Consider the following 15,112-nt stretch of genomic DNA (forward strand, 5'->3'; position numbering starts at 1 on the left):
CTCTAATATTTGATGACACTCTCAACTCTGTAGCCATCTAAGGCTTTACGTCCGTTTAGTTCTTCTAGTTCAATTAAGTAGAGTGCACCTGAAACCTCTGCTCCGAGCTTTTCAGCCATTTCGATCATGGCTTTACTCGTTCCACCCGTTGCTAAAAGGTCATCAACGACGATGACTTTATCGCCTGCTTTTAGTGCATCGGTGTGAATCTCTAAGTAGTCGGTACCGTATTCGAGGTCAAAGGCCTGACGAAGTACCTTTCCTGGAAGCTTATTGGGCTTTCTTACAGGAATAAAGCCCTTTTTCAATTCGTAAGCAAGTGGGGCTCCGATAATAAAGCCACGTGCCTCAGCTGCTAGGATGTAATCGAAGTCCATCGAAGATGCAACTTTGATAAGCTCCTTCATCGCTTCCTGATAAGCTTCGGGATCCTTTAGAAGGGTCGTGATGTCCTTAAAGCTAATGCCCTGCTTAGGGTAGTTTTCAATGACTCGAACCGTATCTTTTAAGTCCATAGAAGTCCTCCTTGGCTTCTAAGCCTTTTTGAAACGTCTTAGACGTTTGAATGTTTTTCTTTTGCTCGACTTCAAGGAATGTCACCTTGAATTCTCGTTCTTTATTAGTATACGAAATTAGTTGTAATTCTTCAAATATTTTTAACCCGAGAAAACCCGTTAATCCCTCTTCAAAGGTCACAACCGGATTTTCTTTCCACCGCTTATAGAGCTCGATGAGCTTATCCCTATCGGGTATAGCTTCAAAAAAGCCATGAATGCGTGACGTTTCACCACTTAGGACACTCTCCTTCGAAAGCTTTGTAAGTGGTTCATCGTCTTCTAGAAAGAGCGATCCATGCGAGATACCTTCACCGTAGTGAAAGAGAAGCTCATGAAAGTGCTCTAGGGATTCCAGGTATCGAGGGGAAAAGCTATCAATTTGCGCAACACTGTAGTGAGCGTCCTCCAAAAGAAGCTGAAGCCTTACGACACCCAAAAATTCGTTTCGCTGAACGCGGAACAGAAGGTCGTACTCCACTCCCTCTTTAAATTCGATAAAAGGCTTTTGAAAGAGGAGAAATTCTAAGCTCCTCGCCTCTTTTCGAAAGGTCAGGCGAGCAAACTGATTCTCTTTACCCATGCGCTTTATCGATTCCAAGGTAAGCCCATCCAAGCGAAAGAGAGGCTCTGGGTTTCCTTCCCCAAAGGGCATCAAAAGGTCGAGCTCGTTTAAGAGAGAAAGGTTGATGTCTCCTAGTTCCATGGGAACGTATTCCAGGACCGGATAGCGGTCTTTTTCACTTAAGTGCTCTTTAGAGAAGTCTTTAAGTCCTGAAACGAACGCTTCATAGTTTTCTAGAGGAAGCTCGAGTCCACAGGCACTCTTATGACCGCCAAAGCGCGTGAGAAGCGAGGCATTCGCTCGAAGGGCCTCGAGAAGTGAAAAGTCACCGATACTTCTTCCACTTCCTTTAAGCACACCTCCCTCTTCTTGAAGGAGAATACAGGGAAGCTTTTCTTTATTCGAAACCTTAGAAGCAGCGAGCCCAAGGATTCCTGTAAGCCACTCAGGGTTATAGTCTACGATAAAGTGATCACTTACTTTAACGCCATTAACGATGCTTTGTTCCTTACTCTTTCGCTCCTCATTTAACTTTAAAAGTTTCGATGCAAGATCTCTTAAAAGCACTTCATCTTCACTCGTTAGAAGGTGGAAGGCTAACGTCGGATCATCCAAGCGTCCACTGGCATTTAACACAGGTCCTACGCGGAATCCAAAGTGATAAGCAGTCAGGGCATTGGGATCGAGCTTCAGTGCTTTACAAAGGATTAAAAGCCCTTTTATCTTCGTATTCTTTACGACTTCTAAGCCCTTCTTTACGATGTAGCGGTTCTCTCCTAAAAGTGGAACGACATCGCTAATCGAACCCATCATGGATAGCACCCACTCGTCGTCTGTAAGTTCTGTCAAAGCATAAGCGAGCTTTAACGCGACACCGACGCCTGCGAGCATCTTTGAAGGGTAGCTGATCTTTGGGTTTATTACGATGCAGTTGGGGATTACTTCCGGTAGTTCGTGGTGATCGGTTACGATCACATCCATTCTCTTCTTTAGTTCCTCAATCTCTTTATAAGAACTAATGCCCGTATCAACGGTTATGAGTAGGTCACACGCTGGAATCTTTCTTACACTCTTTTCATTGAGCCCATAGCCGTCTTCATAGCGACTCGGAAGAATGACAAAGGGATTTGCACCGAGTCTTTTTAGAACGCGAAAAAGAAGAGCGCTTGCTGTGATGCCATCGACGTCGTAATCGCCAAAGATCACGATCTTTTCATTCTTTTCGATGGCTTCTTTGATTCGCTCTCTCGCCTCTTTTGTTCCAGCGATCTCTTCTTCTAAAAACTGAGGATGAAAAAAGTCCTCGAGTTCTTCGTCTGTAAAACGAGAAGCTAGAAGCCCTTCAATAGATGAAGATAGCCCCCGATTGAGGGCTATCTTTGAAGGGTTCGATTGTATCCATTGATTCTTATAGATGTGTTTCATCGACTAATGATTCAGTATCAGGTGTCACGGGTGTGGGCTCGACTTGTGTCTTTTTCAAGTCGATGAGTTCTTGTGAAAGCTTGGCATTTTGCTTTCTTAGCTCGTTGATTTCAGCTCGCTTATTAAAGTTTCCTTTGACACTCATGAGTGCTTGAATACCCATTCCGATGAGTAAGGCACAGCCAATGACAACCGGTAAAACGACTTCATAACGGACAACGCCGAGATTGATCGGAACGATCGTTTGGTTAAAGAGTGCAAAGACGAGTAGTACAACGAGTATCAATAAGATGACGATCAAACTCTTTTGCATGATTCCTCCTAGGATTTTTTCTTACGTGAAAGATATACCCAAAGTGGACCTGCAATAAAGAGTGTTGAATAGCTACCGACGATAGTACCCCAGAGTAATGGGAAGGCGAATTCGCGGATGCTGTCGACACCAAAGATATAAAGTGTAAGGATAACGAAGAACGTCGTTAGTGCTGTAAAGAGCGTTCTCGTAAGTGTTTGGTTAATGGAGCGGTTAATGATTGCTGCATTCGTTTCGCCACGCATAAGCTTTAAGTTCTCACGTACTTTATCGAAGATAACGATCGTGTCGTTAATGGAGTAACCGACGACGGTTAGGACGGCTGCGATAAAGGAGCTATTAACAGTGACTTTAAAGAATGCATAGATTGCAAGTAGCATCAAGGTATCGTGAACGAGTGCAACGACGGCTGAGACACCGAAGTTGAACTGGAAGCGAAGCGTTACATAGAGTAGCATTGCGATCGTTGCAATGACGATAGCGATGATGGCCTGTTGACCGATTTCACTACCGATTGCTGGTCCAAATTGGCTACCACCTAAGAATGCTTCTGTCTTTAGGTTGTACTTCTTTTGAAGAGCACCAAAGACATCATCACGCATCTTCGCATCGAGTGCTTCTTTCGTCTTAATGGAAAGGACGTTGGATCCGTCACCACTTGTGATAATGGTTGGGTCTAGTTTGAACTGAGCGATTGTATCTTGAACTTCTTGAGGATTGACTTCCTTATCCATGGCGATATTTAAGATCGTACCACCAGTAAAGTCGATACCGTAGTCGAAGCCATGCATCACGAGAGCACCCATACCGATACCGATTAAAACGATACTTAAGATGATGAAGTACTTCGCATTTTTCATGAAGTCAAAGTTAAAGGTTTCTTTTTCAGGGTTCTTAAAGCCGTAGAGGTTGCGATTATCGAGTCCAGGAATACCAGCGAGTAGGTTCATCATAAATTGTGTGACGAGGATCGCTGTGAACATGGATAATGCGACACCGACGGAAAGCGTAATAGCAAATCCCTTAACACTACCTTCACCGAAGATGTAAAGGATGATACCTGCAACGAGCGTTGTGATGTTACTGTCTACGATTGCACTCATAGCACGGTGGTAGGATGCTTTTACAGCGGAACGGAGTGTCTTACCAAAGCCGAGTTCTTCACGTAAACGTTCTAAGATGATAACGTTCGCATCGACCGCCATACCGATCGAAAGAACCATACCTGCGATACCAGGCAGTGTGAGTGTTGCATTAAAGAGCATGAGTACGAGGAATGTCAATGAACCATAGAGTAAAAGTGCGATGGTTGCAATGAATCCACCGAGTCTATAGCGAAGGACCATGAAGACAAAGATGAGTCCAAAGCCTATGATACCTGCTAGAACGGCCTTTTGAAGAGCATTTTGACCGAGCGTTGCATTGATGAGGTTTGTCTGAACTTCTTTTAGTTGAATGGGAAGCGCACCACCCTTAATGAGGTTTGAAAGGAGGATGGCTTCATCCGCTGTATAGTTACCACGAATGACGAGGTTAGAGTCTGTTAATACTTGATCGACGTAAGGAGCACTGATGATTTCGTTATCTAAAACGATGACGATCTGTCCACGGCGTGCTTTGTATTTTTCAACAATTTCCTTACTTGATTCACTGAAGATCTTCGTTCCGTTATCAGTGAGTTCAAACGTTACAACGTTTAGACCTTCTTGTGTTCCAACGCCAGCATTCTTTAATTCGTTACCTTTAAAGAGAAGCTTTGCGTTAAATGGGAATTCCTTATTTCCAAAGGTGAAGACTTTCTTTCCACCCTTTTCAGAGATGACAGCATTTTCTACTGGCGGTGTCTCGATATTCTCATCCACTTGGTAGAATTCGAGTGTTGCAGTCTTACCGATCATCTCTACTGCTTTCGTGATGTCCTTTGTACCAGGAAGCTCGATACGAATGCGTTTCGTTCCTTCCTTGGTGATATTAGGCTCTGTTAGACCAAAGGAGTTAATACGTCTTGAGAGAACACTCAGTGTCTCGTCGACGGCCTTTGTAAATTCTTGATCTGTCATCTTATCGGTCTTTACGCCTTCGTAAACGACGGCAACACCGCCTTCGATGTCTAGACCTAGATTTAAGCTATTGACCCATGCTTTGATGGGGCCAAAGCCTAGGAACGTTCCTAATGTGATCAAAGCGATCAAGAGGATCGTACCTAGTAGTAGCGCTTTGTTTCTTCCGCTCATCTTTTTTCCTCCAAGATATAATTTTTCGAAAGATCGATATATTCTTTTGCGTGCTCTTCGAGAAAGCGAATTTCTTCTTCGCTCAAGCTTCGAATCACTTTCGCAGGCGAACCGTAAACCATCGAGCCATCAGGAATGACCTTATTCTGGCTCACCAGGCTATTTGCACCGATAATACAGTGGTTACCGATTTTTGCACCGTCTAATACTGTAGCACCCATTCCAATTAATGTATAGTCCCCAATTTCACAACCGTGAACAATCGCTGCATGGCCTACCGTCACGTAGCGACCGATGGTCGTAGGGAAATCCTTTGAAACGTGGACCATGGTGAGGTCTTGAATGTTACTTCCCTCCCCGATTCTTATGGGTTCTTCGTCTCCACGGATAACGGCTTGAAACCAGATGGAAGCGTCCTTTTCGATCTCGACGTCGCCGATGACGGTTGCATCGGGTGCGACAAAGGCTTCCTCAGAAAGGATCGGTTCTTTATTCAGATACTTCAGAATCACGTAAGCTCCTTTCTACGGCAAGCCAAACGGCCATTTCGACGCGTTTTTGCTCGAGTTCACAGGCGATATCGTAAGGCACTGTTAAGTCTTTATTAAAGTGGAAGGCATTCGCATGACATCCACCACTGCAGTAGTACTTCGCCCAACACTCTGTACAAGCTTTCTTATCAAAGATCGAGGTCTTTAAGAAGCTTTTTACGAGTTCTGGATTCGTAATTCCTGTATCGAGTGTACCGATGCGGAATTCTTCTTCTCCTACAAATTGGTGGCAAGGGTAGATGTCTCCCGTAGGAGTTACTGCGACGTATTCGACACCAGCACCACAGCCACTTGCCCGCTTTACAGCACAAGGACCGCCAGCGAGGTCTAGCATGTAGTGGAAGAAATTGAAGTCATCCGCTGTTCCCATGCGCTTTTTTAATTCTTTAGCAAGGAGCTCGTACTGCTCCTTGATCTTTGGAACGTCTTCTTCTTTAAAGCTATAAGGCTCTTCTGGAGAAGCGACGACGGGTTCCATACTCAGTTCCTTAAAGCCTAAGTCTCTAAGGTGCATGAGGTCTTCAAAGAAATCGACATTGAAGGAAGTAAAGGTTCCTCGGATGTAGTGATTCTTATCGCCTCTCTTCTCGACGAAGTGCTGAAACTTTGGCACGATGACGTCGTAGCTACTCGTTCCCGTGATGGTCTTTCGCATGCGGTCATTCGTGGATTTTCTGCCGTCGATACTCAAGACGACATTGTGCATCTCGCGATTTAAATAATCTATTTTTTCGTCATCTAAGAGCACGCCATTCGTGGTCATAGTAAAACGAAAGTTCTTTTGATGTTCTTTTTCAATTTGTCGGCCGTAAGCTACGAGCTCTTTCACGACATCAAAGTTCATGAGTGGCTCGCCACCAAAGAAGTCTACTTCGAGATTTTTTCGGTTTCCGCTGTGTTCGATGAGAAAGCGTAGCGCTTTCTTTCCTGTTTCAAGGTCCATGATCTCTCTGGAGCCTTTAAAGTCCCCGGTCGATGCAAAGCAGTATTCACACCTTAAGTTGCAGTCGTGTGCAACGTGCAAGCACATGGCTTTAATGAGGGGCTTTTTCGGAAACTTTGTTAGTAGTTCTTTGGAATGATCGACGCTATCTAAGAGTCCCTCTTCACGGAGTGCCTTGAGTTCTTCTTTCGCTTCATCCGAACCCTCTCCTCCGTTTAGAAGAGAAAACATGTCGTCACTTACGACATGAATCGCTCCACTCGCGACGTCGATTACAATATTTCGGCCTTCAAATGTGTACGTATGAATCATACACCCTCCAAAGGAAAAAGCAGCCTAAGCTGCTTATTTGTTCTCGCAACCCTGATTTCCTACCGTGCAGGATGTCTTGCAGGCAGATTGACAGGACGTCTGGCATTCTCCGCAACCCATTTTTTGGTCTGCTTTTGTGCCACGGTAAATTGTTTTAACGTGTTTCATAAATAATCTCCTTATTCTACTGTCGTTTGTTCAGCGGATTCCACGCTGCCTATAGCCCATTTCTTAAAGGTCAACTTTGAACCGTTTACATCGATCGTAATGTTGTCTTCTGAAACGGCTGAAACGACGCCCATAATACCACCGATCGTCGTTACCTTATCGCCTGTGGCAAGCTGGTTTTGCATTTCTTTTGCTTGTTCTTGGCGTTTCTTTTGTGGCCTAATAAGTAAGAAGTAAAAAATAGCTAAAAGTCCAACCCACAAAATGATGGTGTAATAACTGAATCCACCTTGAGCTGGTGCTGCAGATAAATATGGCATGTGTGCTCCTTTCTTAACTCCTATTATTTTACACGATACCTCGCCTCATTGCAAAGAATTTCTGTGTAAATTCAGAAAGTGTATCGTTTAAAATGGCTTCTCGCATATCTTTCATGAGATGAACGAGATAATAGAGGTTGTGATAGCTTAACAGTCTAGCAGAAAGCATCTCATTGGCTTTATAGAGATGTCTTAAATAAGCCTTCGTGTAGTGACGACACGTATAACATCCACACGTCTCATCGAGTGGTGTGAAGTCCTCGGTGTATTCGTTTCTCTTAATCGAGATCTCACCGTGTGATGTCATCGCCATGCCGTGACGAGCAATGCGAGTAGGCTGTACGCAGTCGAAGAAGTCAATACCACGTAGCACACCTTCGACGAGGTCTTCAGCGACACCGACGCCCATGAGGTAACGTGGTTTATTAGCTGGTAAAAGGTCTGCTGCATAGTCGAGTGTTTCATACATCTCTTCTCTCGTCTCGCCGACGCTTAAACCTCCGATGGCATAGCCCGGTAGATCGAGTTTTACGATGCCTTCGGCGCTAAGCTCTCGAAGGTCTTTATAGAGACCGCCCTGCATGATGCCAAAGAGCGCTTGGGTGTCTGGATTTTTATGTGCCTTCACACAGCGTTCGAGCCAACGAGTTGTTCTTTCAACGGAATGCTTTACGTATTCATACGTAGCCGGAATCGGTGCACATTCATCGAAAGCCATGATGATGTCGCTCCCGAGATTATTTTGGATCTCGATCGACTCCTCTGGACCCATGAAGATACGCTTGCCGTCTAAGTGAGACTGAAAGACGACGCCTTCTTCTTGAATCTTTCGCATACCCTTTAAGCTAAAGACCTGAAATCCACCAGAGTCTGTAAGGATCGGATGATCCCAGTGCATAAACTTATGAAGACCTCCAGCGCGCTTAATGAGTTCGCTCGAAGGGCGAATGTGCAAGTGGTAGGTGTTCGAAAGAATAATCTGTGCGCCTAATTCTTCGAGGTCTTCTGGCGTCATGCTCTTAACCGTTGCCTTCGTTCCAACTGGCATAAAGACGGGCGTTTCAATGACACCATGTGTTGTGACGAAGCGCCCTGCTCGGGCCTTCGTGTGTTCATCTTTTTTCTGAAGTTCAAATTCAAACATATTTTTCCTTTATAAACATGGCATCGCCAAAGCTAAAGAAGCGGTAACGCTCACTGACGGCTTCACGATAAGCGTCTAGTGTAAAATCGGTCCCTGCAAAGGCACTTACGAGCATGATAAGAGTCGATTCGGGCAGGTGAAAATTCGTAATGAGCCCATCGATCACATGGAAGGGAATTCCAGGGTAGATGAAGATGTTCGTATCGCCCTCAGAAGCTCGAATCTCACCGTATTTCTGATAGATGGATTCAAGCGTTCTCACGCTCGTCGTACCGACCGCGATGACGCGCTTCGCCTTTCGAATTTTCTCTGCATTTTCTTCCGTAAGAAGGTAGCGCTCCGAGTGCATCTCGTGACTTTCGACGTCTTCAACGCTTACGGGACGAAAGGTTCCGATACCAATGTGAAGTGTGACGTGAGCGATCACGATCCCCTTCTCCTCGACCTTATCTAGAAGTTCTTTCGTAAAGTGAAGCCCAGCCGTAGGTGCTGCAGCAGATCCTAAGTGATCGGCGTACACGGTCTGATAGCGGTCGTTATCTTCGAGGCGTTCTTTAATGTAGGGCGGTAGTGGCATCGTTCCGATCTCTTGGAGACGCTCTAAAAAGATCCCCTCGTATTCAAAGCGTACGATCCGCTCTCCCGATTCAAGTTCTTCAAGGACGACTGCTTTCATGGAGGTAAAGTCGATAACATCTCCGGCTCGCACTCGTCTTGCAGGACGCGTGAGAACTCGCCATTCATCCTTCTTTACTTCTGTTAAAAGAAGGAATTCAATGTGAGCTCCCGTCTCTTTCGTACCAAAGATCCTAGCAGGAAGTACTTTCGTATCGTTAATGACGAGCACGTCCCCAGGGTTTAAGTAGTCTAAAATATCTCGAAAGTGCTTATGGCTAATGGAGTGATCCTTAGGATCTATTACCATGAGCCTGCTTTCGTCTCGCTTTAAAAGAGGATGCTGTGCGATCAGTTCCTCTGGTAGTTCGTAAAAAAAATCACTCGTTTTCATCTTCTGTCCAATCAAAGAGGAGTGGTTCCTCTTTTAGCATGGCAATCCCCAAATGCCCATACGCTCTTCTTAGAACGACTCTTCCACGTGGCGTCCTCTTAATGAAACCGAGCTGTAAGAGATAGGGTTCATAGACGTCTTCAATATCGCCTCGCTCTTCACCGGTAGAAGCTGCGAGCGTGTCGAGTCCAACGGGGCCTCCATCAAACTGTTCGATAATCGTACGTAAGAGCTTTAAGTCGGTCTGATCGAGCCCCAAGCGGTCGATCTCCATGAGTTCTAGAGCCTGGTCCGTGAGCTTCTTGTCGATGATGCCATCGTTTGAAACGATCGCAAAGTCACTGACGCGCTTTAAGAGGCGGTTTACGATACGAGGCGTTCCTCTTGAACGTCTGGCAATTTCATGACGTGCTTCGGGATCGATCGTGACATCTAAGACGGATGCACTTCTCATGATGATCTCTTCGAGTTCCTCAGGTTCATAGAGCTCCAAGCGAAGAAGTACGCCAAAGCGGTCTCTTAAAGGGCTTGAGAGGTCACCCGAGCGAGTCGTAGCACCGATTAATGTAAAGTGCGGAAGGTCTAAACGGACACTTCGAGCCTGTGGGCCTTTACCGATCATGATATCTAGCGCAAAGTCCTCCATGGCAGGATATAAGACCTCTTCTACCGTTCGAGGCAGGCGGTGAATCTCATCAATAAAGAGTACATCGTTCTCTTTAAGGGAACTTAAAACGGCTGCTAAATCACCGGTGCGCTCGATCGCTGGACCACTTGTAATCTTTATTCCTACGCCCATTTCGTTTGCAATAATCTGAGCAAGCGTCGTCTTACCTAATCCTGGCGGACCATAGAGAAGCACGTGATCGAGGTGCTTTTCACGAATCTTAGAAGCTTCGATAAAAATCTTTAGCTTCTCAATATTCTTCTTCTGACCGACGTACTCTTCAAGCCGCGTCGGACGAAGACTCTTTTCCTTTTGATCCTGCTCCGTAAGTCCTGGAGTCAGTAAATTTCTAGCCATCTACCACCTCACGAGCTCTTTTAGTGCGGCTTTTAACATCTCTTCTACACTGTCACTTCGTTCAATCTTCTTTAAGACAGATGTCACCTCAGAGCGGTCGTAACCTAAGCTTAAAAGTGCATCTCTCACTTCATCGATACTCGGATCACTTTGAGTGACAGGTTGAACGAAGGTTCCAACGTCACCGTACTGTTTTAAGAACTTGTCTTTAAGTTCTAAGATGATCCTCTGGGCAGTCTTCTTACCGATCCCTGGCACCTTCATTAAGAAGGTCGTGTTTTCTTCGATCACTAGCTGAATCACTTCCTTGGCACTTAACATGCCTAAGATCGCTTGAGCCGTCTTTGCTCCGATTCCTGTGACACTTCGTAGTGCATTAAACATCTCTCGGTCCTTATCGGAAAGGAAGCCAAAGAGACTCATGTCATCCTCTCTTACGATGAGTTCTGTAAATACTTTCGTATCTTGATGCTCTTCTAATGAAGAGAGGTCTCTATTACTCATAAATATGCGATAGCCGATGTTTTGTGTAAGTAGCACGATGCCATCGGTATCGATCGTTAATACTTCGCCTTGAATGAGTGCAATCATGATGTCCTCCTCGTATTAGTATAGCAAAAAAAAAGCACTCCTTATAGAGTGCTTGGGGAAACCTTCCTTAGAGCTTTCGAGACGAAAAGGGCGATCGCAATTTTTGCGACATCGATCACGACAAACGGTAAAACAGCGAGTTTCAGTGTCTCCATCGCTCCCTTTTTAAGAACGAACATAAACCATCCACTACCTAAAAGATAGACGATGACAAGGCCCACAAGAGAGATGAGAAAGGCCTGAACGACGGAGCGTTCTCTAAAGGAACTCACAAAAGGTGCTACGAGTAAGAAAGATACGATAAATCCTGCCGTAGGACCGATGAGTGCACTCGTACTCTTAAAGCCAGAAAAGACGGGAACGCCTACTGCTCCTAAAAGAAGCCAGCAGAGCACGATGAGAAAGCTTTCTTTGGGGCTAAAAAGGTACGAAACGAGAAAAACAGCGATGAGCTGAAGCGTCACAGGAACGGGACCAATCGGTACACTGATCCAGCTAAAGACTGTGAGTAGAGCGACCATTAGAGCCATACGAGTCAATGTTTTTGTATTCATAATTACCTCTTTCCTAGGGAATTTTAGCGGATCAGAAAACATATGTCAACTAATTTTAGAAATTAGGTTTACAATATGAATCACCCTAACTTTCTGAAAGAAGATCAATGAATATTTCAAAACTCATTTCCCTATGCTATACTTACTAGGTATAGGAGGAGTTTATGGGTAGAATTCTCGTTTTCATCCTGCTCATCGCAGGATTTGTCATCTTCTTTTATTACCTGTATCTCATATTTATCGGTAAAAGACTAGCTCACATGGTTGGTTCTAAGGACCGCTACATCTGGAATGGCTTAAAAAACATTTCGACGGGTGGGTCCCCTTTAAGCGGAACGACCAATACGCTCTTTTTAGATGATAGTAATCTCGTCATTAGTCGAGACAACCTCGATACCATCTATAAAGAGTTAAAGAACACCGGCGGACTAGAGCATGCCCTAGCCATTCCTTTTCAAAAGATCATCACCTTTGACTATGAAAATCAGCTAGCGCATTCAAACCCCGTCGTCAAATTCTTCAGTGCAATATGGAACAGGCTCCTAAAGAAGAACAACTTTATCTTAAATGTACGCTACCTCGACGAAGAAAGAACGCCTCAGTCACTCTACTTTAAGGCAACGAGCCTCGATGTAAACGACTTTGAAGCGACATTTGCTGACTTCGATAATAAGATTTATTCAGGAAAAGTAGAGCGTGGTGCCATCGATGAAGCCCTAGAGGTTCCAAAGAAGCGTGAAGAGATTCAAGAGGTACGAAAAGAAGATACCTCGACTGTACTCATGCCAAAGGTGAATGAAGAGATTCCCTTTGAAACGAGTGCACCTCTCGTTGAGCCGAAGGAAATGGAAGAAATTGTTCCTGTAAAAGAAGAACTTCCAAGATCAAGAGCTACTTTCGGAGTAAAGGATCTTCATTCAAAGCCTGAGGAAAATGAAGAGACCGTCGTCATCTCCCCCTTCCACGAGGAAGAAAAGACGGTTCTCGTCGATCGAAAAGCATTTTTAGAAGATGAAGTCATCTTTGAAAGACCAAAGGATTTTAAAAAGGATGAATAAAAGGTAAGAGCGAAGCATCATGCTTCGCTCTATTTGTTTGTTTCAATCAATACACAGTGATCATAGATGAGATTTGAGTTTTTCGCCTTAGCTAACTCAATGATCTCTTCATCGTACGTATGAGGTTGAAACCAGATGTACTTGTAACAGCTCAGATCGTCCGATTCTATCCACTTACGAACGAGCTCTTTATTGACGACGACATCGACGACGTCGATGGCCTCTGGAACATCTTTAAGATTTTTATACGCTTTTTTTCCTAGAATTTCTTCGTAGTTCGGATTGATCGGTGTCACATCGTAGTCTAGGTCGATGAGACGCTTTAGAATCTTATATCCAAAACGATCTTTTTTATCGGTTGCGCCAAGGACTGCCCAGCGCTTTTCATTTAATGCGTTAGCGATTAATTCTTTCATAAGAACCTCCTGTAACAATAGTACCCGTTTTTGAGACTTCTAAATAGCCATTGCTATCTATTTGAATCTCAACCTTTCCGCTCGTAATCTCTACAAGCTTTTGAAGGAGGTCGTCGTTTTCTAAGTAGACAGTCTGTTGAACCTTCTCTTCATAAAGGGGTTCTTCCCTATAGATCTCCGGTAGTAATAGTTCGATGGAACCGTGATACGTATAGTCATAGGTAAAAATGACCCGCTTCACTTCAATGACCTTTCGCTTTTCTACGCCATCGATGGCTTCCTTCGCACACTCTGTGTAAGCTCGAATGAGTCCACCGACACCGAGCTTAATCCCTCCAAAGTATCGAATAGCTACAACTAAAGTATCGGTGAGTTCTTCCTTTTCAAGAACCATTAACATCGGAGCACCGGCACTCTGAGAGGGCTCGCCGTCGTCATTATAGTAGCCTCGGGAGGGCTCTCCCAGGCGATAAGCAGTCACGACGTGCGTAGCCTTACGGTGCTCCTTCCAGGTCTCTTTTACGATCCTCTCTATTTCTTCTTCATCCTTCACCGGATACACTCTCGCTATAAAGCGGCTCTTCTCTACCGTAAACTCCTTCTCTTGAAAACCCTTTACCCTATACATCTAAAAGCCACTTCTTATACTGCTCTCGTTGAATGCCATTCGTAATCGCAACGATCGAACAGCCTCCACTGTCATAGCTTTGACTTAAGAGTCTTACGTTTTCTAAGAGCTTACTCATGGGTTTCGCTTCATTAAAGGGGAAATAAAAGGTCGCTGCTTTCATGTCGCTAAAGAGCTCTTGGTTAATTAAGCTTACGAGCTTCTCCATTCCTTCACCCGTCACGACACTAACAGGCGTTCCCTCTGGAAGCCCAAGCTTTGGTTCGAGATCCCACTTATTTAACACCTGTATCCTTGGAATCGTCTCTGCCTTAATCTCTTCAAGAACTTGCTCCGTCGCAGAGCGCTGAAGAGAAAGGTGCTCATCCGAGCTATCTAAGACGTGAATTAAAAGATCCGCTTGTCTCACTTCTTCTAGCGTCGCCTTAAAGGAGTCTACGAGTCCATGCGGCAAGCGATCGACAAAACCAACCGTATCTACGAGTAAAAAGGAGCGATTTTCATCGAAGTCAATTCGTCTTACAAACGTATCGAGCGTCGCAAAGAGCATGTCCTTTACATAGACCTGGTTCATTTCATTACCGTACTTACGCACAAACCAGTTCATGATAGAGCTCTTTCCAGCGTTCGTATAACCGACGAGTGCAACGATCTTCTCTTCGTTCCCCTTTCTCTTTTTACGCATGGTCTCCATGACCTGCGCATGTTCTTTGACGCGTTTTTTTAGCTCCTGAATGCGCGAATCGATCTTTCTTCGGTCACTCTCTAGCTTCGTTTCACCAGGACCACGCGTACCAATTCCAGCACCTTGTTGGCTTAAAAGTTTACCCATGCCCGTAAGACGGCTCTTTGAGTATTCAAGTTGAGCGAGCTCTACTTGGGCTTTGGCGAGAGCCGAACGACTTCGATTCGCAAAGATATCTAATATGAGCATCGTGCGGTCAATGATTAGTTTGTCCGTTTGATCGGAAAGGTTTCGAATGGTTGAACCTGAAAGCTCATCGTTAAAGATGATGAGATCGGCATCCTTCGCGTTTGCTAATAGTCGAAGTTCCTCGACTTTTCCCTTTCCTATGTAGGTTGCAGGGTCAGGAGAATGCTTATCCTGAGTGAGTGTCCCTACGACCTCTATGTCAACAGCTTCTGCTAATCCTTTTAATTCAACGAGTTCATCATTGGTCACCTTATCGTCGTTTAGCGAAAGACTGACTAAAATAGCTTTATGCTTCGTAGAATCCAAATCGAACCTTCTTTCTCCAACAGGCGGTTGTTGTGATATAATAGTTCAGGTAAATGAGGAGGT

17 protein-coding genes are annotated in these 15,112 nt (G+C 44.8%); 1 reads left to right on the forward strand and 16 read right to left on the reverse strand.

Annotated features, from left to right (window positions below):
* Positions 1-2: 2 nt before the first annotated feature.
* From ACUB3H_RS01520 to ACUB3H_RS01580, 13 genes are read right to left on the reverse strand one after another with little or no spacing between them, the layout of a single operon-like run.
* On the reverse strand, positions 3-515 hold the full coding sequence (locus ACUB3H_RS01520; protein ID WP_459128888.1) for an adenine phosphoribosyltransferase: 513 nt from the start codon (positions 513-515) through the stop codon (positions 3-5).
* A complete protein-coding gene (gene recJ, locus ACUB3H_RS01525; RefSeq protein ID WP_459128889.1) occupies positions 484-2,544 on the reverse strand; it encodes a single-stranded-DNA-specific exonuclease RecJ in 2,061 nt (686 codons plus the stop codon). The genes ACUB3H_RS01520 and recJ overlap by 32 nt, the downstream gene beginning before the upstream one ends.
* Positions 2,528-2,857 (reverse strand): LapA family protein, encoded by a 330-nt coding sequence (locus tag ACUB3H_RS01530; protein WP_459128890.1) that lies wholly within the window; start codon positions 2,855-2,857, stop codon positions 2,528-2,530. The genes recJ and ACUB3H_RS01530 overlap by 17 nt, the downstream gene beginning before the upstream one ends.
* Before the next feature lie 8 nt (positions 2,858-2,865).
* Positions 2,866-5,091 carry a protein translocase subunit SecD gene (secD, locus tag ACUB3H_RS01535; RefSeq protein WP_459128891.1) on the reverse strand — a complete coding sequence of 742 codons (2,226 nt, stop codon included), beginning with the start codon at positions 5,089-5,091 and terminating at the stop codon, positions 2,866-2,868.
* Entirely contained in the window at positions 5,088-5,603 is a 516-nt protein-coding gene (locus ACUB3H_RS01540) for a gamma carbonic anhydrase family protein (RefSeq protein WP_459128892.1), read from the reverse strand. Before ACUB3H_RS01540 ends, secD begins: the two co-directional genes overlap by 4 nt.
* The gene (gene scfB / locus ACUB3H_RS01545) at positions 5,581-6,897 is read right to left on the reverse strand and encodes a thioether cross-link-forming SCIFF peptide maturase (protein ID WP_459128893.1); all 1,317 of its coding nucleotides are present in this window, start codon (positions 6,895-6,897) and stop codon (positions 5,581-5,583) included. The genes ACUB3H_RS01540 and scfB overlap by 23 nt, the downstream gene beginning before the upstream one ends.
* A 33-nt stretch (positions 6,898-6,930) precedes the next feature.
* Positions 6,931-7,065, reverse strand: a complete 135-nt coding sequence (scfA, locus tag ACUB3H_RS01550) for a six-cysteine ranthipeptide SCIFF (protein ID WP_459128894.1) — start codon at positions 7,063-7,065, stop codon at positions 6,931-6,933.
* A gap of 11 nt (positions 7,066-7,076) precedes the next feature.
* Positions 7,077-7,385, reverse strand: coding sequence for a preprotein translocase subunit YajC (yajC, locus tag ACUB3H_RS01555; protein ID WP_459128895.1), 309 nt, complete (start codon positions 7,383-7,385; stop codon positions 7,077-7,079).
* A gap of 28 nt (positions 7,386-7,413) precedes the next feature.
* The gene (tgt, locus tag ACUB3H_RS01560; RefSeq protein ID WP_459128896.1) at positions 7,414-8,529 is read right to left on the reverse strand and encodes a tRNA guanosine(34) transglycosylase Tgt; all 1,116 of its coding nucleotides are present in this window, start codon (positions 8,527-8,529) and stop codon (positions 7,414-7,416) included.
* The gene (gene queA, locus ACUB3H_RS01565) at positions 8,522-9,538 is read right to left on the reverse strand and encodes a tRNA preQ1(34) S-adenosylmethionine ribosyltransferase-isomerase QueA (RefSeq protein WP_459128897.1); all 1,017 of its coding nucleotides are present in this window, start codon (positions 9,536-9,538) and stop codon (positions 8,522-8,524) included. The genes tgt and queA overlap by 8 nt, the downstream gene beginning before the upstream one ends.
* Positions 9,525-10,562 carry a Holliday junction branch migration DNA helicase RuvB gene (gene ruvB, locus ACUB3H_RS01570; protein WP_459128898.1) on the reverse strand — a complete coding sequence of 346 codons (1,038 nt, stop codon included), beginning with the start codon at positions 10,560-10,562 and terminating at the stop codon, positions 9,525-9,527. Before ruvB ends, queA begins: the two co-directional genes overlap by 14 nt.
* Positions 10,563-11,153: a Holliday junction branch migration protein RuvA gene (ruvA, locus tag ACUB3H_RS01575; protein ID WP_459128899.1), complete on the reverse strand. Its 591-nt coding sequence runs from the start codon at positions 11,151-11,153 to the stop codon at positions 10,563-10,565.
* A gap of 41 nt (positions 11,154-11,194) precedes the next feature.
* Positions 11,195-11,707, reverse strand: a complete 513-nt coding sequence (locus ACUB3H_RS01580; protein WP_459128900.1) for a biotin transporter BioY — start codon at positions 11,705-11,707, stop codon at positions 11,195-11,197.
* Positions 11,708-11,871: 164 nt separating this feature from the next.
* Between ACUB3H_RS01580 and ACUB3H_RS01585 the strand changes: the two genes are divergently transcribed.
* Positions 11,872-12,765 (forward strand): hypothetical protein, encoded by an 894-nt coding sequence (locus ACUB3H_RS01585; protein ID WP_459128901.1) that lies wholly within the window; start codon positions 11,872-11,874, stop codon positions 12,763-12,765.
* A gap of 29 nt (positions 12,766-12,794) precedes the next feature.
* Here ACUB3H_RS01585 and ACUB3H_RS01590 read toward each other — a convergent pair whose 3' ends face one another.
* The 3 genes from ACUB3H_RS01590 to hflX are packed head-to-tail and all read right to left on the reverse strand — an operon-like array spanning position 12,795 to position 15,049.
* Entirely contained in the window at positions 12,795-13,181 is a 387-nt protein-coding gene (locus ACUB3H_RS01590) for a CoA-binding protein (RefSeq protein WP_459128902.1), read from the reverse strand.
* Positions 13,162-13,809 carry an IMPACT family protein gene (locus ACUB3H_RS01595; protein ID WP_459128903.1) on the reverse strand — a complete coding sequence of 216 codons (648 nt, stop codon included), beginning with the start codon at positions 13,807-13,809 and terminating at the stop codon, positions 13,162-13,164. Before ACUB3H_RS01595 ends, ACUB3H_RS01590 begins: the two co-directional genes overlap by 20 nt.
* A complete protein-coding gene (hflX, locus tag ACUB3H_RS01600; RefSeq protein ID WP_459128904.1) occupies positions 13,802-15,049 on the reverse strand; it encodes a GTPase HflX in 1,248 nt (415 codons plus the stop codon). Before hflX ends, ACUB3H_RS01595 begins: the two co-directional genes overlap by 8 nt.
* Positions 15,050-15,112 lie beyond the last annotated feature (63 nt).

This window comes from Guggenheimella bovis, assembly GCF_054492335.1.